This window comes from Paenibacillus intestini (genome assembly GCF_030803945.1).
Taxonomy (GTDB): Bacteria; Bacillota; Bacilli; order Paenibacillales; family Paenibacillaceae; genus Paenibacillus; species Paenibacillus polysaccharolyticus.
The window spans coordinates 146,960-166,189 of sequence record NZ_JAURUN010000013.1; the positions used below are offsets into that span (position 1 = coordinate 146,960).

The 19,230-nt window shown below is 37.1% G+C and carries 18 protein-coding genes and 1 pseudogene; 9 read left to right on the plus strand and 10 right to left on the minus strand.

What is annotated here, in order from left to right:
- The first annotated feature begins 9 nt into the window (after nt 1–9).
- Complete coding sequence (locus tag J2T16_RS25420) at nt 10–267, plus strand: hypothetical protein (protein WP_499019486.1); 258 nt, start codon at nt 10–12, stop codon at nt 265–267.
- Between the two features lie 61 nt (nt 268–328).
- Here J2T16_RS25420 and J2T16_RS25425 read toward each other — a convergent pair whose 3' ends face one another.
- The 3 genes from J2T16_RS25425 to J2T16_RS25435 are packed head-to-tail and all read right to left on the minus strand — an operon-like array spanning nt 329 to nt 3,160.
- Complete coding sequence (locus tag J2T16_RS25425) at nt 329–1,381, minus strand: hypothetical protein (protein ID WP_221788386.1); 1,053 nt, start codon at nt 1,379–1,381, stop codon at nt 329–331.
- 49 nt (nt 1,382–1,430) lie between these two features.
- Nucleotides 1,431–2,924, minus strand: coding sequence for a class I adenylate-forming enzyme family protein (locus J2T16_RS25430; RefSeq protein WP_499019487.1), 1,494 nt, complete (start codon nt 2,922–2,924; stop codon nt 1,431–1,433).
- Nucleotides 2,921–3,160: a phosphopantetheine-binding protein gene (locus J2T16_RS25435; protein WP_336121145.1), complete on the minus strand. Its 240-nt coding sequence runs from the start codon at nt 3,158–3,160 to the stop codon at nt 2,921–2,923. The genes J2T16_RS25430 and J2T16_RS25435 overlap by 4 nt, the downstream gene beginning before the upstream one ends.
- A 222-nt stretch (nt 3,161–3,382) precedes the next feature.
- Here J2T16_RS25435 and J2T16_RS25440 point away from each other — a divergent pair.
- A pseudogene (locus J2T16_RS25440) lies at nt 3,383–3,537 on the plus strand (IS256 family transposase); the annotation flags it as partial.
- 215 nt (nt 3,538–3,752) lie between these two features.
- Here J2T16_RS25440 and J2T16_RS25445 read toward each other — a convergent pair.
- Nucleotides 3,753–3,929: a hypothetical protein gene (locus tag J2T16_RS25445; protein WP_499019490.1), complete on the minus strand. Its 177-nt coding sequence runs from the start codon at nt 3,927–3,929 to the stop codon at nt 3,753–3,755.
- Nucleotides 3,930–4,214: 285 nt separating this feature from the next.
- On the opposite strand from J2T16_RS25445, the gene J2T16_RS25450 reads away from it, so the two are divergent.
- From J2T16_RS25450 to J2T16_RS25460, 3 genes are read left to right on the plus strand one after another with little or no spacing between them, the layout of a single operon-like run.
- Entirely contained in the window at nt 4,215–4,400 is a 186-nt protein-coding gene (locus J2T16_RS25450) for a hypothetical protein (protein ID WP_499019491.1), read from the plus strand.
- A gap of 32 nt (nt 4,401–4,432) precedes the next feature.
- A complete protein-coding gene (locus J2T16_RS25455) occupies nt 4,433–5,542 on the plus strand; it encodes a DEAD/DEAH box helicase (protein WP_499019492.1) in 1,110 nt (369 codons plus the stop codon).
- Nucleotides 5,470–5,667, plus strand: a complete 198-nt coding sequence (locus tag J2T16_RS25460; RefSeq protein WP_499019494.1) for a hypothetical protein — start codon at nt 5,470–5,472, stop codon at nt 5,665–5,667. Before J2T16_RS25455 ends, J2T16_RS25460 begins: the two co-directional genes overlap by 73 nt.
- A 660-nt stretch (nt 5,668–6,327) precedes the next feature.
- Here J2T16_RS25460 and J2T16_RS25465 read toward each other — a convergent pair.
- From J2T16_RS25465 to J2T16_RS25480, 4 genes are all read right to left on the minus strand, one after another.
- Nucleotides 6,328–7,323 (minus strand): RNA-binding domain-containing protein, encoded by a 996-nt coding sequence (locus J2T16_RS25465; protein WP_499019496.1) that lies wholly within the window; start codon nt 7,321–7,323, stop codon nt 6,328–6,330.
- Nucleotides 7,320–10,430 carry an ATP-binding protein gene (locus J2T16_RS25470; protein WP_499019497.1) on the minus strand — a complete coding sequence of 1,037 codons (3,111 nt, stop codon included), beginning with the start codon at nt 10,428–10,430 and terminating at the stop codon, nt 7,320–7,322. Before J2T16_RS25470 ends, J2T16_RS25465 begins: the two co-directional genes overlap by 4 nt.
- Nucleotides 10,431–11,675: 1,245 nt before the next feature.
- The gene (locus J2T16_RS25475) at nt 11,676–12,278 is read right to left on the minus strand and encodes an HNH endonuclease (RefSeq protein WP_499019499.1); all 603 of its coding nucleotides are present in this window, start codon (nt 12,276–12,278) and stop codon (nt 11,676–11,678) included.
- A 2-nt stretch (nt 12,279–12,280) separates the two neighbouring features.
- The gene (locus J2T16_RS25480) at nt 12,281–12,532 is read right to left on the minus strand and encodes a helix-turn-helix domain-containing protein (protein ID WP_499019500.1); all 252 of its coding nucleotides are present in this window, start codon (nt 12,530–12,532) and stop codon (nt 12,281–12,283) included.
- A 136-nt stretch (nt 12,533–12,668) separates the two neighbouring features.
- Between J2T16_RS25480 and J2T16_RS25485 the strand changes: the two genes are divergently transcribed.
- Nucleotides 12,669–14,930: a DNA-methyltransferase gene (locus J2T16_RS25485; protein WP_499019501.1), complete on the plus strand. Its 2,262-nt coding sequence runs from the start codon at nt 12,669–12,671 to the stop codon at nt 14,928–14,930.
- A 278-nt stretch (nt 14,931–15,208) separates the two neighbouring features.
- Here J2T16_RS25485 and J2T16_RS25490 read toward each other — a convergent pair whose 3' ends face one another.
- Nucleotides 15,209–15,451 (minus strand): recombinase family protein, encoded by a 243-nt coding sequence (locus J2T16_RS25490; protein WP_499019502.1) that lies wholly within the window; start codon nt 15,449–15,451, stop codon nt 15,209–15,211.
- A gap of 28 nt (nt 15,452–15,479) precedes the next feature.
- Between J2T16_RS25490 and J2T16_RS25495 the strand changes: the two genes are divergently transcribed.
- Together J2T16_RS25495 and J2T16_RS25500 are read left to right on the plus strand one after the other, a co-directional pair.
- Nucleotides 15,480–16,106, plus strand: coding sequence for a recombinase family protein (locus J2T16_RS25495; protein WP_499019504.1), 627 nt, complete (start codon nt 15,480–15,482; stop codon nt 16,104–16,106).
- A 61-nt stretch (nt 16,107–16,167) separates the two neighbouring features.
- Nucleotides 16,168–16,401, plus strand: a complete 234-nt coding sequence (locus J2T16_RS25500; RefSeq protein ID WP_499019507.1) for a hypothetical protein — start codon at nt 16,168–16,170, stop codon at nt 16,399–16,401.
- A gap of 222 nt (nt 16,402–16,623) precedes the next feature.
- Here J2T16_RS25500 and J2T16_RS25505 read toward each other — a convergent pair whose 3' ends face one another.
- A complete protein-coding gene (locus tag J2T16_RS25505; protein ID WP_499019510.1) occupies nt 16,624–17,991 on the minus strand; it encodes a hypothetical protein in 1,368 nt (455 codons plus the stop codon).
- A gap of 287 nt (nt 17,992–18,278) precedes the next feature.
- Between J2T16_RS25505 and J2T16_RS25510 the strand changes: the two genes are divergently transcribed.
- On the plus strand, nt 18,279–19,091 hold the full coding sequence (locus J2T16_RS25510; protein ID WP_499019512.1) for a hypothetical protein: 813 nt from the start codon (nt 18,279–18,281) through the stop codon (nt 19,089–19,091).
- Nucleotides 19,092–19,230: the final 139 nt, after the last annotated feature.

A 19,230-nucleotide genomic window follows, 5' to 3' on the forward strand; every position in this document is an offset into this window, starting at 1 on the left:
GTTCTATGCATGATTCACAAGATGTCGGGTCAAATACTAGGAGAGATTCTTGAGGTGATTGGATTCTCTGTGGTGTGGTTGTGCCGGAAAAAGCGCTTGAAGCAATGCGGATCGTTGAAAGCTGAGACGGCAATAGCCTGCCAGCAAACGGAATCTTTAAGACAAGAGCAAAGGTTTGGCTTACGCAATACGCTGTATCGCAACGATTATAATCCCGGCATCACTCCCTCCATGAATATGCCCTGTTCACCACGGGCTTCGGGTTAAGGATTCTATTCGAGTGCAGAAGAGATATCCACAATTAACATCATTGGCTCCCGCAACATTACTAACTGCCTACCTTCTTCAGCCATCGTTCAAGGAATATGGATTCTTCATTTTCTATATTCGTAATCAGCGTTTGTAAGTTTTCGGAAATACTCGTATCCCTTGTCAAATTATATTTAATCGCTAGATTCACAAGGATCTTTGCTTTAAGTTCAATGGCTGTGAATTCATCTATATGCTCTTGATTTAATTCAATCAAATGCCGATTATCGTACAAGTACTTGAGTCTTAGCGTCATGATCTTCTTATGATCATAAAGTAAATGAAAGGGTCTTATATCAAGCATAGCCTTATGTTCGGATGTCTCTTCCGCATAATTAAATAGAGTTGTGTATATTTGCATGCCGAAGTCAAGATTATGCCTGTCGCCCCCATAGTTGAACATCTCCCAATACTCCGGCGTTTTGTTAGTGAAATAATTTCTTATCGAATTCACTAGGGTATCTGCACTGAATTTATCCTGATATTGATTATTAAATGTATACAGATAAACCATTTCTCTTAGATAATCATGATTCGTTGTTAGATGATTCATGTCAAACGCTAGATTGAAATCATTAAATGATATCTCAGCCTGACTATATACCCCGTTCTTAAAAAAATCGGAAACATACAATATCTCTCTATCCAAATCATAGCCATATACAAATATGTCATGATGCAATTGAAGTTTATTGTAGCGATCGCTTAGGGGCACGTAGAAATAATTGATCATGGTATGGACATAGTTATTCGCATTAATATTTTCTATAATAAAATGAATAACAGAGTCCCATTTAGTTGTTACAGTATCTCTATGTATCTTTTGGGTAGTAATCCATTTGCACGAATCCGAAGGCCGCAGCTCATAAGTCACAGGGAAATAAAAATCTCCCCAATGATGTTTATAATCTTTGTTAATGAATAATTGGATATAATTGTTGAATATCCATGGGTGAGCGCACTCGTAATGGGTAAGTATGGACAAGAGATGAGCATGTTGCGTATAGGTTGTAATCATCGGATAACTGACCGGCAATAATTTTCTGCCTAACGTTTGAGTTGAATTTTTCAACCTTTCGTTCACCCCTGGTTATTTGGTTAAATGGCTTAAAGATTCCGAATCAGTATATCTCATTTAGCAATAAGTGCTTCGTACTTGCCCTGTCCAGTTTTCCTGTTTTTGTTTTTGGAATGTTATCGATAATCCTCCATTGCCTAGGCACTTTATACGATGACAAATGCAATTTGCAATGTCGTGTCAGTGCATCTATATCAATCAGGCATTCATTAAAAACTTTCAGAAATGCGATGGGAACCTCGCCTAACAGATCATCGTGTACACCAACAACCATGACCTCCTCCACTTCTTTCAAGCCGTACAAAAAATCCTCGATTTCTTCCGGATAGATATTGATACCGCCAGATATAATGATATTCTTCTTGCGGCCTGTCAGTATAAGACACCCTGATTCATTCCAATATCCCAGATCCCCTGTCTTTAACCAGCCATCGACAATGGTAGCGTTCGTTAACTCCGGGTTTTTGTAATAACCGAGCATCACATTCGGGCCCTTGACCCAAATTTCTCCGATTGCTGCTCCTTCAACCTCATTCTCTTCTTCGTCAACAAGACGAATCGAAACGTCATTGATGGGTGTTCCACAGGATAAGTAGCGCTCTCCCCGTTCCATCATGCTCACCCGCGGAGAAGCTTCGGTCAATCCATAGGTTTGAATAATGTCCGCATGAGGAAATACAGTTTGAAGATGGTCTACTAATTTCGCGGGAGTCGCCGAGCCGCTAATTACAATACATTCAATGGAATCAAAGGCACTCCAGTTCTTTGTCTGATGAAAATCGGAAACAAAGTGCATCAATTGCGTAGGCACCGCCGAGAATGCCGTAACCGCCTTATTCTGAAACAGTTTAAACGCGGTGCGTGGCAGCATGGGCAAGCTGATAAGTTTAATTCGGGTTCCATATAACATGCAAGAAATCAATTGCGTGACAATCGTAGAACTGAAATGAACGGGCATCGTTACCAGAAACGAATCTTGATCCGTATACCCCACCTTTCCGCCATGTGCCAGCGCATTCGTTAATACATTCCGATGGGATAACATAACGATTTTAGATTTTCCGGTTGTGCCCGATGTAGGAAGGAGAACCGCACATTGATTGGGATCGGACTGATTGGTTAACGAGATCGATTCGAACGAAGGCATGGGTTCTTGCGATACATCCTGAGCGGTAACCCAAGGAATGTCACAATTTAAATAAGCAGGCTGTGCAGATTTGCTGATAACCAATTTGGCGTCACTGGCATTTAAAATATTTTCAATCTCAGTATTGGATGCCGAATAAGGCACCGGTACTAACACATAACCGCAGAATTGAATGCCAAGCGCCGCAAAAATGAACAAGGGCTCATTATTTGTGTATAAAGCAATATGACTTCCAGGCTCAAGCTGAAAATTCTTGCGGATATATAAAGCAATCAAGTAAGCTTCTGTCATCATCTCCGCGTAAGTCCATTGCTGCTTTAGATCTTCAAGGATAATATGATTTTGGCGATTAGAGGCCTCCAGAAATAGACGCTCAATGATCGTCATCATAGCGTTTTCTCAGACAAATAATTAAGGATTAATCCAGCCGTGGAGAACTTCTCAAATAACAGATCTTCATCAGGGATCGAGATGTTAAACTTCGATTCCACTAAAACAATAAGCTTGACGAAGCCTACGGAATCGATCCCTTGGTCCAACAAACGGGTATCGTGGTCTTCCGGATACTCGATGTCCAGCTCAGCAAAAATTTCGTCTTTCAAGATCAATTCTATTGATTTAGACATCATGTTTCCCCCGTTAGATAATCTTTAGAAAAAGGCTAATTAAAGAGGATCATATACGTGATGAGCAAGTGAGAGTGATTGTGAATAAGTTCATAACGATAAACAAGGTGAATTTGCACTGAAAGAGTTGTTTACAGAGTTGTTTGCAGGGATGCTGCAATTCATGTTGGAGGCGGAGTATGACACGATGCAAGACATAAACAGCTTGACGCGAAGAGTACAACGACGGAAATAATTGAGGGTTACCATCGTCAACATCGCAAAGCCTAAAGAAAAAAAGCATTTTCCCAAGCAATGAAGCGTTGCTGAAAATGCTTTACAAAACGAAGAGAAATATCATTCGTAAATGGATAGGTTTAGTACAAAACTGGGACTAAGTCCCTCATCACCTCTCCATTTTCTTCCTCGATGGAATCGAATTATATTGCGTAAAATTTTGCTTAGAGAGCGTTTACACTAGTGATTTACAGCACTAATTGATTGATATATTAAATATAATTACATATATGCCAATTGTCAACAGTTTTGAAAAAAGACCTTTGATGACAAGGAAGATCTTCAAAGTAGTCTGTGGGGCTATCAAGAACGAACGTCAATCATTTAAGAATAACGGCTCGACTTCAAACTGGAATCGCTCCTGAACACGATACAGAATCACGTGTATTGGCGTCCAAAGCTGAGTTATTGAAGTATACATCGCTTGACGTCCAATCAAAATCAGTTGCAACTCTAGCACATGGGTAAACACTTTTTCCAGTATCTCTTTCATCCGTTCGGAACACGAACCGCCATACTTCATTATTACAGGTACAAAACAAGACACGGAAGAACAACTCCGTGCCTAACCCTAAGAAAGTTGGAACAACAAGAGGCGCAGGAATTAATTCTGCCCCTTCCATTTTAGCATCGCCACCGACTCCACATGTGTTGTCCGGTAGAAACTTTCATTACAAAAAGAAGCATTACATAAAAAGCAGATCGAACACAACGAATTTGCTAAACAACGGCAGAATGTGTTGAAGAGTGGAAGGAAGTCGCCCGAACGCTCGATAAGGTGAAGTATGGATTTTGGGAGAGGTTATGGAAATGTAAGGAATTTAAAGCTCACCGTATTCGGCATCGGGAAGCGAATCTTATGTTGTCGGAACAACTTCAAGATCAAACGAAGTCCAAACGCTTGTGCGAAGACTTGAAGCAAAGCATGGGACAATTGGAATCCCGGCTGCATAATCTCGCATAGGTGAACTCAGGCAAATTATTGACCTGGATAAAGTGAATACTGGCAGAGTTGTCATGGATGGAGTGTTCTGGGAATTGTCTCATGATGACAAACAGAAGAGTACACCGTGGATGACGAAAGAATGGGCTAGCGCCCGTGAACTTTTGTTTTTAGAGGCTCTGCGGCTTCACGAGCAGTTTTTATTTGCTGCACAACCTCAGATCCTAGGGAGCTTCTATGAGTTTTTGAATTTGAGGAAATTGGTTAATACAGAGGAACCTGAAGTCATTCGTGAAATCTGGGATATATTCACACTTGCCGTGCCTGTCGTCTCCACTGCATTTGCTTCAGTCCAATCTATGTTCCGGGGACTTGATAAGGAATCCTTCGGCTGGTTATTCATTGACAAGGCGGGACAAGCAGTACCTCAAGCGGCAGCTGGTGCAATATGGCGGGCTCAGAAAACAGTTGTTGTCGGTGACCCGAAACAAATCGAACCTGTTGTAACTCTACCTGACTCCATTTTCTCCGATCAGCAGCAGTATTATAACGTAAATGCTGCATACATTTCCTCCAAAGCATCCGTTCAAACGCTTGCGGATACGGCGAACTCGCAAGGAACGTGGCTAAAAGATAGTTGGCTGGGCAGTCCGTTATGGGTGCATCGCAGATGCGATAATCCAATGTTTGATATTAGCAATGAAATTGCTTATGACAATCGGATGGTACTTGATAAACAGCCTCCATCGTCAGCTGTTGCGAAAACCTTCGAGGATTTGGGAGAAAGCCGATGGATAGATATCGCTGGAGAAGCCACCTCAAAACAGTATGTTCCACAGCAGGGAGTGGAAATTGTACGTTTAGTTAGCGAAGCATTCGCCATTATGGCGGCGCAAAATACGGAAATTAAGCTTCCTAACTCATTCGTCATCACGCCATTTACTGCAGTTAAACGAAACTTGATTGAATTGTTGAGACAACATTACCTACACATTACGAAAGGTGTCATATCAAAAGCACGTTTATCAAGTGGTTATATCGCTCAATCGGGACAGTACATACATTCCAAGGTAAAGAAGCCAATGTGGTGGTGCTTTGCTTGGGTGCTGATTTCACTCAAAAACCTGCTGTTCAATGGGCAACGAATGAACCGAATCTACTAAATGTTGCTGTTTCTCGTGCCAAACACCGACTTTTTGTTGTGGGCGATAAGCAGCTTTGGATGCAATATCCAAATGCTGAAGTATTGATAAACAGATTGAGACTTTTTAATTTAAGTCTGGTGTGATGAAACGGAAACGGTATGACGGCTTATTGACACTTGTATCAATACAGTGCAACCGACATGTGGCCAATCCATACTCATCCTCATGAAAATTGAAACAGACACAAACAGATGCATCAAGCGCGTTGTACTGCGTCTCATCTTGGACACACACTGTTTTTCGTGTACTCCCTACTTCAAAACGCCTTACGGGATACCGCGATATTTTCGACAGAAATACAGACACGGCAGTATAAAACTCGGTAAGCGAGTACTACACTGCCGTTTTGTTAAATTTTCAGCACTCATTTTGACGCCAATTCGCTGGCTTCTTAACTTTAGAACTTTTCACTGTCCAGTAATTCAATTTAAATTTACATATGTTGAACGATTGATTCGCATAGGGGCGATGGTCGTCACTGCGAGAAAGGTCGATGCTTACGAAGCTGCGTTCTTATAGAACGCTTTAAGCGGACGCTAAGCCAATGCTTACGAGGTAGCTTTCCTACGGAAAGCTGAAGCTCTCTCCAGTTCCAACCTTTCTCTTTCGTTCCCCCGCCCTCTTGCTGTCGTTCAACTTATATAGAAACCAGAATCGTATTAGACTCTCTAATCTCTTTCTGAGGCAATGTGACAACTATATCGACAAACATCAACCTGTTACAGCTCATCATTAAATTAATTTTAAACAATCCACTCTACAATATCTATAAATTCATTTGCATATAGCTTTTCAAAACTTTTCCCATTCTCATCAGATAAAAACTGCAGTAATTCCCCCATATCCTTTCTGTATATCTGACCCATTATTTGAAGATCTTTAGCTGCCTGACGTGTCGCTTCATAATCCCCAATTTTATTCATTGTTTCCCGCAGATTATCATGTTTTTCTTTCCAAAATCCTATATACTCCAGTTTTGCCTGAGCCCCATTATATATACCTGTTCCAATCTTTTCTGGAGCGTTCTCACCATAATATCTTCTTTCATTTTCGCTTAAAACAACAAACAAAAGCTTGTTCTTGTAGTGATGATCTTTTAAAGTTTCACCCACCTCATACATACATGCCTGACTTTTCAAATACGCATCACTTATAATTATTAATACATAATCATGATCCTGCAATGTATTCATAAATGCCATAAAACTATCTTTGTATCTCAATCCGGTATATCGTGAAACTTCTACTTCATTCTCCAACTTCTCGCGTATTCCCTTTTCAATAATATCCACAATTGGTGTATCACACTCCGTATATGAAATAAACAAAGTTGGAGGCTCGTTTGATACCTTTGCACCAATTATCTCAACACCATTATTCTTATAGCAATAATAGGTACCATCCACTATTATTTTTCTTTTTGATTTTTCAACTTTAATAGCAAAAATATTTATCCCTGCTACACTAACGTACTGATATATGCTATAGGCGTCACCTGTCAATTTCTTATATGTCGACTCCATAATACTATTCATGTCAAACGCAAGTTGTAGTCCTACTGGTTTCAATATCCCATTATCTTTTTCAACTCCGATAAGAATGTAGCCCCCTTCGTTATTGGCTAATCCACATATAAATTTTGCTAATTCCCCGGGACGAGACTCCAATGGTTTACAGATTAAATTATCTAATTTTCCTTTATTAATTATTTCTATAATATCTTTTTCGTTCAGTTTCATTCACCCATCATGCCCTTCAATGGTATCCTGTTTAGTTTAGTCAACTTAATTATTTTTCCAAAGGTAAGTTTCTGCGGTTCGTCTTTTCCATTTTCGACCCATAGTTCCCAATCCATAGAGTAATCAAGAATATCCTTTTCTGTACTGTAATGTATTCGAACTTCGCCACCATCTGATGGTCTTGCCAGTAAATATATTTCTTTTCCATCTTTCTTTATTACAAATATCGTGTTAATCGCAAGTGTAGAGTTGACTAAAGGTTGAATATCAGAGAGATCATATCCATCTTTCTCTTTCTTTTTCAGATATGTAAGAATCCTCTCTGTTGATCTATCAAGTATAGATTTTACATACTCAAATGACTCTACTTTATGTTTCGATGGTCTTATAAATTGGCTTGCAAAGTCAGCACTAGTAAAAGCTGTTTCTAATGCATCTTCTGAGTCAATACCATATTGTAATAGTATATCTTCTGTAATCTCAATTCTTACATCAGTATCCTCATTCTTATGGACATGACTCTTACGTATAATTTCCTCGAGTTTTTCTGGACTACAAATACCGAACTCATTCATTATATTATGCAATATCTCAGCCTGCTTAATATTGAAAGAAATTTCTTCATCGTCATATAAATAGTGCTTATTACGATATAATTCCGGAAAAATATCTTTTGCCTTCTCCTCATGATCAGATAACCACATTAATAACTTCGTAAAATTTTTTCTAACTTCAGACTCTTTTGAATTCCTATATTTACTTACATATTGTGAAATCACTTGCGATACATCGCTATCATTTTTCCATCTACTTTCAGGCAAATCAAGATAAATATTTCTTATTAGTAAATCAGACTTAATATCTTGTCCTGCGCTGACTGCTAATTCTTTCAATGTTTCATCCATCTCATTATCAAGGAAAATGTCATCTTTTATCATGAATTTTCCGTTCTGATTTGGAAGAATAGGTTTCGTTGACTTATTAATAAGGTTGTCATATCCTTGTTGTACTGCAAATTCAACAAATTCTTTCAATATTTCTATAGCGTCAGTTTCGGGCAAATTCATGTATTGTGCAAAAACAGCAACATCTCCAAATTCACTGATTTTGTCTGCCACACTGGTCATTATATATCTTAAAGCTTCCTGCAATAATTTCCCCGAAATCACAGGTACCTCTATCATTTGATTATCAGTTACAAGTATTTTATTTGCATATTGACAAATTTTCATCTGAACACCAAGAAGTTCATGACTATTTCTATACAAATAAATCAATTTCGAAAAAATATCTGTTTTTTGCTGTCGAGCAGCGTCATCTAATTTACCCTCAATAAGCTTTAAAGTCTGCTCGTTATCAAATTCTTCAAACTGAAACCACTCTCTGTTTTCAACATTTAAATCAAGAAGCCATTCCTTACAATCATTATCAAGAATATTTAATATATCTTTATACTCTGCCAAAATCTCATTATCTAATTTTAATTCTTCAATACCACAAAACACTCCATTTTGATTTGGTATTACCTTAATCTTATTTAAAGCGATATATGTCTGAAAGTTTTTATTTTCACTTATCAAATTATAATAATCTGACAACCATGTTTCCCATTTCTTATCTGCAATATTATTTTGTAGTTGTTCTACATCTCTATAATCCTGCAGTTGCTTCGTTAACGATTTAAAAGTATAACTATTACAATCACTCCATAATGAATGGTACCAACTGTGAATATCTTCCTTACACGGAATGCGTTCCGGCATTATTTCATGCATCAAACCCCATACATTTTCACGTATTTTATCATCTCGTTCAGAAATGATGAATACTTGCTCGGAATCAAAACAATTTAGCAATTCCATCATAGAATCACTACCTGTTCTGATAATAGGTGTATGGAGAATAGTATCCTTGCAACACTCAACTATTTTATCTACAAATTCCTTATCGTACCATTCTTTTTTTAAAAATGGATTGATACAAGTTATATTGTATATTCCACTCCATTCCTCTTCCGCAACATGAGCTAATAATTTCTTGTATAATTCACATGCCTTCTCAAGGATATTTCGATTTTGCTCTATTTTATTATCAATCTTCATTTTTGAATTGAACATAACAATACCATCTCTTGGTTCTGTCGGATTAAAATCCTTCGAGCAAACTAATACTGGAAAAGGGAAATCCTCTGTACCAATCAGTGGAAAATCACAAAACAGCTTAGATTGTGCATCTGCAAATGGCATAATGTTCATTGTATTATCGTAACAATCCAATGCAATTGATATTGTAGTATCATCCTGTTCTAAATTCAAAACAAAAATACTCTTTTTCTCAATAGAAGATTCATACAATATTTCATGAATAAATGCATTTTCCAATCCACATGAATTTTTATCTATATATCTATACACTTCTCCTGTAGACTCAAGTGTAATTTCTTCAATATCTTTGAGCATGGACAAAACATATGGAGCTGAGACTCTTAAGTTCTCAATTCCTTGCCGCGCCACTTCCACTCCATACTCATCTAACGCATACTCAAACATGGTGTTGTACGCATTTGAATCCAAATCATCCTCCAATAGTGGCTTACATTCCTGAAGCTGCTCAACAGATCTTTCCAATGCTTTGATAATTTCATTTTTCTCGTGTCCAGTGCGATCTAAAGTGATATCAAATCTTGAATATTTGCCTGTTTCGGATTCTAAAACTCCTGATACATTAACTATTTCAGATAACAAATGCGTTGTAATAAATCCCGTTCCAAACTTTCCACTTTCTCTGTCAACTTCATCAGTTCTATCCTTAGAAGAAGATTGATTAATGAGCGACATCACATTCATCATAGAAAAAGCTTTACCGTTGTGCTTAAATGCAACAATTTTGTTTTCTTCATTAAAGTTAATACTTATTTTCACTCTGCCAGTATTGTTACTCACATCTTTGGCATTTTGGCATAACTCCCAAATCCATCGTTTAGCACTATTCTCGTTATTGCTATGTCGAAGTTTATCTAGTAATTGAACTATACGATTTGCAGCACCTATTCTTAATGAATTATTATCTGCTTCCACTATACTTCTCTGTAAATGTTCTTTATCCATATTTCCTCCTCCAAAAAAAGTGAAATGATATAAGTTACTTTGAACTTACGAATAAAAATATGTATTTATTCAGCTTCAGTAGTCTTGTTCTTAAACAGAACAATTATTTAACCTCCACTCTATAAATGGGCAAAAATAATGCTAAAATCATACTATTGCCTATACAATTTTGAACAGCTCGCAATCGACATGAAATGAAAAGCAGTTTCGTCCGCATTCATAAACTACTCGGAAGCGATCCTGTTGGAAATCCATCACTTTACCGTTAAAACCTGTCGCGCTGCGGCCGCCATATACGCCATATAAGATTCGATGGGCTCCAAAACCGACTTAGAACACTTAAGCGTAAAACGGTGGTGTAATAAAAAGTCGCAAATTAATCTGGTACGATGGCGGTTTGAGACATTGCGGGTTCTCTTTGGGGTAAATGGAGTTGTGGTGACTAATTTTTACCACAAAGAGTGCTTGCCTCCATTCTTTTTTTTACAGTTTACTGGAAGTAAACTTACTCATTTAAAGTTAGAATTATAAAATACCCATTCCGCTAGAATTACTTCTATAAAACGGGTACAAAGTCCTGCAAAATTTGACAAATTGCAACTAGCGATAGATTCGAATCCGTCCAGCCGATCATGGGGAATTTTGATCTTCTGATCGCCATGCTTGGTGTGCACCGATTATCTTACCATAGCCATTTCAACTATTCTCAAAGTTATGCGAATTCGAAGCGAGAAAAACAAAGTAGTGGAATAGAGACACGCCTTATTGAATAAGGGATTTCAACCTTTTTGATGGGTCATAAAATGGTTCGCATAATTTTGTATTATACGAAAGACCACCTTTGTTTTTCCCTACAAGGTGGTCTTTCAACGTTTTGATGCTTATTCATTTTCAACGTTCATGTCATAAATAGTATCAGAATAATGATCCTTGTATGTTAAAAATCGCTCGTCATATCTACCCATTTTAAATCCAGCACAACCGAAACCTTAATCGTATCCCTCATTACCTTATTTTTATAGTCACTCTCATCCCTGTACAAAGGAAAAATACTTCGCCGAATGCTGAAAACTATAGACTTCTAGGTATCGACTCGACATATCCCCACCACGCACTCCACATGTGACGAGTAGACAGTGACAACAAATAATTTATGTGTCCGAAGGATTAGTGTTTGCTCTTCCAATTTGTACATTTTAGGGATTGAAAAAAACACGGTCCTACAAACCGTGTTTCACATTATGATTAATATTTTGAATTAGCATCTATTTCATACAGCCCTTCGGCATTTAACCATCTAGCCATTGCCCAGGCTTCCTCAAATCTTACAGTTGCCATTGTCATTCCGTATTCCCTACATAAAACGGCGAATTGTTGATAAGTTTTAGGTTTCTTCGTGAGCAAAATCCACATTAAAGCTGATTCAGCAGTGAGGAAAGTTACACCACCATTTCTATGTGAAGGTCTTCTAATGACATTACAGCGTCTACATCTAAGGGTGATATTTTCAAGACGGTCTGCAAGGTCACCTTCTACTTCCCTTGGGACAATGTGATCTGCTTGCAGTTCAAGCCTTGTCCCACAGTCATGGCATTTACCAATCTGTGCAAAGTGCCAGGTCCTGACAGCTTCCCAAGTTTTTCGTTTTGGAAAATGCGCCTGAAATGTTTTTTTACTTGCAATAGAAGTACCAACTTGTGAAGGATTTAAGTGACCAAGAACAAGTGAAGCAATTTCTTTATAATTCACCATTTGATTTTCAACGAGATAATCAATCATGGCTTTCCAATTATCTTCAGACCATTTCGAATCATCGGAAGGAAAATTCTTGAAAGGATTTTTTGCCATCTTCAAAGCCCCCGTTTTTCTAGTTCATTTTCCACGTTGCTAATAAAGTCAATAAAATGGATACCTAATGCCTTGCAAATTGCTCTGATTTCAATTACATCTAATCTGCGCTCCGCTCGTTCATACTTGCTCACATAAGTTTGATCACGATTGATTAGTCCAGCCAACTCAATTTGTGTGAGCTTTTTCACTCTTCGCATTTCCTTTAAGCATTCAAGTAACACTGCATAGGAATCACTATGAATTGATTTCATACATCGACCTCGATTGGGATTAATAAACAATCATAAGGCAATAAAAAAAATATGCCAAAATGGCATATTGACAGCAGTGTGTGTCTTGTTATAATAAAATAATCATTAAATTAAGATGGATGGAGACATTAAGAAAATGGTACAAGTTACTCCACAAGATATCCTACAAGAGTTCAACAAGACATTAGGTATAAACTGGACAGCACCTGAACAATATATACTGGAACTTAAATCGATACTAAATAAAGATCTTATATTTCACATTGATTCACCGACTAAAATTAAAAATAGTTTAATTGAAATGATTAATCACAAACTCCTGTTAAATAAACAAGTATCAAAATCAATTATTGACACTGCCGCTTCTTTTGGTATCATTTTCAATTTTCACGAAAAAGATCGACTGATGAAGAGCCTTGATGTCAATGATAAAAAGGCATTTCAGGCTATTATTAGAGGAAAGACTGAAGATTTAAGTTTAATTGAAAAACTAATGTCATTATTCCTGCCGTGTTCAGAGAATGAGACGTTGAACAAACTTAATGAAGAATTGGAAACGGACGCTAGAAGAGAAGAAATTCTTCAATCACTTTTCAGTGGATATGTTTTCCACTATTTCTCGTTAGAACAAATTCATAAACACTTCTCAAATTCACCTGAGAATGAGGTATACTATAACAACTTTTATGATTATTTAAAGACACACCATCCTTCTTTTTTTGAACGCAGTTGCTCAATAATTTATCTTGAGATAGACCAAGAAACTTTCAACCAAAGTAGCTCAATAGATATTTTTCGGAATAGGTTATTCAAGGTAATTCAAGATAGCTTCAAGCGACTAAATAACCACTGCTACTTGGGAGTAGTAATTAAGCCGATCTTTCATAATAACAAGAATATTCAGTGGGATTTATATTCCGACACCGTACTGTATGCAGAAAAGTTTCTAGAGGTTGAACTTAAGAAGGGATACTTTAAACCCGAAAAAATTTCCAAAACTACAAGTGAATACATCAGCGAACTAAATCTCGATAAAGCTAACTTTCACATATCGAATGAAGGCTTTGCTTATAAGGACTGTTTTATTCTAAGTAACAAAGAGTTGTATGGTGAGAACTATAGTATGCTCTTACTCTTCGAAAAGAATGAACGTGATGAAACCGTCGTACCCTGTCCTGCTTGTAGAAGTTATAACATTCAAGGAAACTCCTATCCAATAATCAATGTAAGAAGTTGGGAATGCAATAATACCTTCTGCCCCGACAAGAGCAAGTACAATAGAGGTAAAAGGTATTCCCTTGCTTCATTACTCAAACAAGAGGCAATTGAAAAGGATGAAAACTTGATTCCAGTTGAGAGTCTTCGAAAATGGAAGCATGACATTACCGCTATTGAGAGTGAAACCGAAGTTCTTAGCATGCTATTAAGGCACTATAGTCTTTTTAATGATAATGTTTTAATTATCAGTAATTTGTCTTTAGGTAATAAATTGCTAGGAAGAAACTTATCTTACGAAAATTTCCCACAAGAATCGCAAGTGGATAATCTCGTAGGTGCTTTTTACAACAGTGCATTTTTTCAACGGTTTAGATTAGAAAAGGAAACTATTCAAACCACTAAATTTGAAAACTTGTCCTCAACGGAGAGAGTTAAGGTTTTCAACGGCAATTCTTTTGATGTATTAGGAACATTGGAGGGCAATTCCATTGATGGCGCTGTTACTTCCCCACCATACTATAACGCCCGAGAATATGCACAATGGCCCAATATTTATTGTTACCTTTATGACATGTTTAATATTGCAAAGGAAGTTTATCGTGTCCTAAAACCAGGCTCTCCTTTCGTCTTCAATATTTTTGATTACTTTGATAATGAAAATAACCTAGTATTTTCTTTGATGGGAAAGAAACGCATGATATTGGGTGCTTACATTATTCATCTTTTCAAACACATTGGGTTTTCCATTCAAGATAATATCATTTGGACTAAAGGCGAGATTGAAGGAAAAAGGAATTTTAACCAAGGAAACCTATCGCCATACTACCAAGCACCTTTTAATAGTTGGGAACATATTTTTGTATTCTCCAAAGGTGAGACAGCTAACTTTAATAAGGAGTACCCAAAGATATTAAATTTAAGACCAGTAATAAAAATGGTCAAGGGAAAGAATGTCCTTGGGCATACCGCCCCATATCCGAAGGAAATTCCTAATTTATTATTCTCCATGCTTCCTGAAAAGGGCACAATTCTAGACCCCTTTTCAGGAAGCATGACTACAGGTAGGGCTGCTTTTGAATGTGGCTATAGTTCGATAAATATTGATTATCTAGAGGAGTATTGTAAATTAGGACTTGAGCTATTGGATGAAGAGCAAGGACAAATAACATTAAATCTATAATTCCAATGTAGTATCCGACTGCACAAACTATTGTGCGGTCCTCTTTTTATGTGCGTACAACGGTACTTCAGGAAATTTTTGTACAGAGCAAATGAAGGTAAACTCTGTCACGGATAAAAACAGCAGATCAATCGCCACCGGGTGGGGTCTAAATTACAAGACATACACGACATACAAGCCACATAGAACACAAAAATGAGCCACCCTGATCTTGGGTGGCTCTGCTCATATCAGTCCTCATACAGCCAGTAAACGGCTCTCAGACTGGTCTCTGTCCATTACGTTACTTCTTGCTTCCGTCGATTAAGTTCACGATAAAGCGAACCCTTGCTTACTCCTGTCATTCCCTCAATTTGTGTTACTGTAAATTCTCCATTCGCATGTAGCTTAATGGCTTTGTCTAGTTTCTTTTTATCCGTCATTGGACGACCGCCCTTCCTCCCTCGCGCTCTAGCCGCTTCAAGCCCTGCTACTGTGCGTTCTCGAATGATTGACCTCTCAAACTGCGCGAATACCGCCATGGAGCATGGCTACCCCACGCCTAGAACAGTGTCTAATACAGGTAATCAAGGTACAGTGTGGCACCAGTCGAGTATTAAATGTATTCTGACCAACGTGACCTATACTGGAACCTTATGCCAACATCGGGGAGAGGTAGTTAGCCACGTATCTAAAGAACGGGTTAAAGTTCCCGAAGATAAACAGATTATCTTTGAGAACGCCCACCCTGCCTTGATTTCCAGGGAAGATTATCAAGCGTTACAAGAACTAATGAAATCCAAGGGAAAGAACCATAGCAACGGTCAGGAAAGCCTTTTTGCACATCTTATGATGTGTCCTGATTGCGGGCACGGAATGACATTCCGAAAGGACAGGCTAAAGAAGCAGAATGGTGCTTACGTCTGCTGTGGCTATGTAAAACGTGGGAAGGCGTTCTGCTCTTCCCACATCATCGGCTATAATACGTTGCTCGCGGCGGTGAAAAGTGACTTGAAAGAACTGATTGGCAGTAATGTCAGAATGGACAGACTAATTGATGCTGCTAAAGGGAATGTAGGTCAAAAACAATCTGCTCTAATAAAAGAGTTACACAAGCTGAACAAGCAACAGGAGCAAACTAGAGAAGACTTTACAAGGACTCATTACTCTTTTCTCAACTCAAGCCGTAACTCTTGAGCAGTTCACCGCCCAAAATCAACGTAATCAGACAGAGCAACAAACCCTTGCCAAACGAAAGATGGAACTGGAGTCCATTCTCGAAACACAAAAAGACACGGAACAGCAATTCCGTGCTTTTCAAAAACAAATCGCTTCATTTGCACGACTTGACATTGATGATGGGCAGGTATTAAAGCAATTGCTTCATCAGGTCATTCAAAAGATAGAAGTCAATCAAGACGGCTCTATCAAAAGAATACATTATAACATCGCTCAACCTCAAGGGATGGGCGAGTTACTTAAAGGGGCTTAATCGTTCGCCCCTTTTAATTTAAGTAACACTGTACACTCCACATGTGTTGAGTGCTGACGGTAGATAAAAAATAAAACGAGATGTTGCTGTGTTCACCCGACATAAACATCTTATACAAGATTCAGTGTTTGAAAGGAGGATTAAGGTCTCCTCTTTTACTCTATCGTATCCTCAGAAACCTATTACTGTACATAATATTTACCTACAAGCATCCCCTAAAAATTAGTCATTATTAATCAGTTCGTTAATATGGGAATAATCCGCTAAGCTAATATCATGATCTGCACAGAGCTTTACAATTTTATCACTACAGTTAGATATTATTGACTTATAAGTATCTATCCTTGTCATACCATTAGCTTTTGAATCAGTATTGCTTCTGCTTTTAACATTATCTAATAGATAACCAAAGCTTGAATTAATCTGACTAAGCAATTCTAAATCCCATTTCACATAATCAAAACATTTTACCACATAGATGTCATTCTTTATATTACCCCAGGCATAATAACTCCAATGATCGGAAGAATCATTATTAAACAAGTCTCTACCAGCACCAAGAATAAAAGACTTAAATACATTGTGTTCATTCAATATAGCCTTTTGATACCCATCCACTTCAATATGTTCAATCAATATAAAATTTTCATAGTTAGATGTTATTGTATTAATTGCAATGCTTTGAGCCTGTATTTCTAATGAACTAATAAGTATGTTCCAAAAATAAGTTTTATATGCATAATTGAATCTAAGTTCTTTACACAGTAATGGGTTAATATAATCTTGAATAAACCTTGAATCAATGCTTGTTATTAAATTCAAAAGTGTTGGATAGTATTTATAAAAATCAAGAAATATTTCTTTCTTCTCATAAATACTCGATACAAAAGCATCTGTAATAGCTTCTTCAACACAGTTTATAATCTTACCCCAAAATTCATAATTTACATCATCTATTATGTCTCTGCTTTCTGCCATTAATTGATTTAAAAACTCAAGAAAAAACTGATTAAGTTCTTGTTTATATACTATCTTTATATCCAATAATAGACGAGCAATGTCTTTCTTATTATCAGATATATAGTATTTATAACACTCGATCAGTTCACTCATTAAATATTTTTTACCACCAAGAACATAAAATTCACTCAAATTATCCCGTAAATAGTTCCAGAATTGTTCAACCGTGGCTGAAGTTATAGTCTCGTCTTTTGCATGAGCACAGCTATTTCTAATATTTTTCCAATAATTATATTTGTTTAGGCTATTTTCCCTATTGCTATAAACGAAAATATCTTTGAGTTTACCTGTATTTGCTTCAACGATATCATTAATGAAATTTTCCCACTTGTCACCATTTTCAAGCACTTTTAGAACACTTCTATCCCACTCGATTCTATTTGCATAACATTCTGGGTGTGCTGGTGACCTAAGAATTCTATCTTTTAATGTTTGCTTGAATGCAAGATATGACATAAGGTAAGCCGAGCGATACGCACCTATTTTATAGCAAACTACTGATTCTTCCATTAGACTTAGAGCATCTTCTTCCAAATTGTTTTGTGCCCAATTTTCTATTTCAAGTTTCATCTAAAATAACTTCCTTTCATTTGGAATATGGCTCCTCAGTCCCCAAAGTGATTTTATTTCAGCTCAGTTCTGATTCAGTTTGTGACATCCCGACTACAACTTTTAAGCATTTTTTTATTCTTATCTTAGTCAATATTCTATTTTTCCGAACCCATCTTATATATAAAACAAGCTTCCTTATTTCCTGTGTTATAATTCTATTAATTGCCTTTACTTACATACAAATCATTATATAAAAATAAGAGTTCTATTTTCTAATATAGAATATCCTTACAGGAGGTAACCCAATGGAAGATAAAAACATGTTGAATTGTTTGACTCCAAATCTATTGAAAAAATCTCTTTCTACTATTTTAAATAAAAATACAGATGATATTGATAAATTTATAATTAGTCAAAGATTTCGTGTGAAACAAGATGGTAATCGTTGGGATTACGATAACTTGGATTTGAATAGTATTCTTTCCTTCTTTAATGTGTCAATTGAAGAACTCACCTTCGATTCGATAACCGTAAGCCATATCGCCGCCATATTAGATAAGGAGAGCTTCTTTAAACACGGCATGTTAAGCCTGAAAGCTCTGTTTACAACCGAAAACACATTCAAATCGTTTTTGGCAGAGCATGGGGTGACACTTGAGGTCGAAGAGGATAATATATCTATTTATGTACGTGAGAAAAAGACGTCTACTGACTACCTTAATTACCGAGTAGAAAAAGATAAATGCATCAATGGTTTCATGTTTGGTGATGATCCAGAAAACGATCGAAATATATCGAACATTAAGCGTTGTCCTGAAATTGTTAGTCATATAGGACGAGAACTTTTACGAGATTCCAAGCTGGAGGATGAATGGATTAAGTGTTCAACCCCTTCTGTCATTACCTTAAAAGTCAAAATCGATGAGATCGTTCCTACAACACTCCCATGGGCGGTTGTGGATGATACAGGGGGTAGAGCGTATTTGTTACTGAAAGCATTTGAACGACTATTGTTTATTAATACGAACTATCCGTCTGACAATCCAATGATCTACCTAAAAGAGACAGTAAGCATCAGTGCTGAACGCATTTTTGATATAAGGAAAATAAGAGAATAATATTGATAATAGAGAATTAGCGATAGTCTCATAAAGGATTAAAATGGAGCTAGAATAAAAAGTGGACAACCGTTAACGGACGGAAGGATAATAAGGCTAACGGAGGTGTGTCCACATGGGAGAACAACGGCAACGATAC

Coding starts and splice junctions, on each gene's coding strand:
- J2T16_RS25475 (WP_499019499.1), bottom strand. CDS start 12,278: ATGGCAAAAAATCCTTTCAAGAATTTTCCTTCCGATGATTCGAAATGG.
- J2T16_RS25485 (WP_499019501.1), top strand. CDS start 12,669: ATGGTACAAGTTACTCCACAAGATATCCTACAAGAGTTCAACAAGACA.
- J2T16_RS25500 (WP_499019507.1), top strand. CDS start 16,168: ATGGAACTGGAGTCCATTCTCGAAACACAAAAAGACACGGAACAGCAA.
- J2T16_RS25445 (WP_499019490.1), bottom strand. CDS start 3,929: ATGAAAGAGATACTGGAAAAAGTGTTTACCCATGTGCTAGAGTTGCAA.
- J2T16_RS25480 (WP_499019500.1), bottom strand. CDS start 12,532: ATGAAATCAATTCATAGTGATTCCTATGCAGTGTTACTTGAATGCTTA.
- J2T16_RS25420 (WP_499019486.1), top strand. CDS start 10: ATGATTCACAAGATGTCGGGTCAAATACTAGGAGAGATTCTTGAGGTG.
- J2T16_RS25465 (WP_499019496.1), bottom strand. CDS start 7,323: ATGAAACTGAACGAAAAAGATATTATAGAAATAATTAATAAAGGAAAA.
- J2T16_RS25505 (WP_499019510.1), bottom strand. CDS start 17,991: ATGAAACTTGAAATAGAAAATTGGGCACAAAACAATTTGGAAGAAGAT.
- J2T16_RS25435 (WP_336121145.1), bottom strand. CDS start 3,160: ATGTCTAAATCAATAGAATTGATCTTGAAAGACGAAATTTTTGCTGAG.
- J2T16_RS25470 (WP_499019497.1), bottom strand. CDS start 10,430: ATGGATAAAGAACATTTACAGAGAAGTATAGTGGAAGCAGATAATAAT.
- J2T16_RS25510 (WP_499019512.1), top strand. CDS start 18,279: ATGGAAGATAAAAACATGTTGAATTGTTTGACTCCAAATCTATTGAAA.
- J2T16_RS25490 (WP_499019502.1), bottom strand. CDS start 15,451: ATGGCGGTATTCGCGCAGTTTGAGAGGTCAATCATTCGAGAACGCACA.
- J2T16_RS25430 (WP_499019487.1), bottom strand. CDS start 2,924: ATGATGACGATCATTGAGCGTCTATTTCTGGAGGCCTCTAATCGCCAA.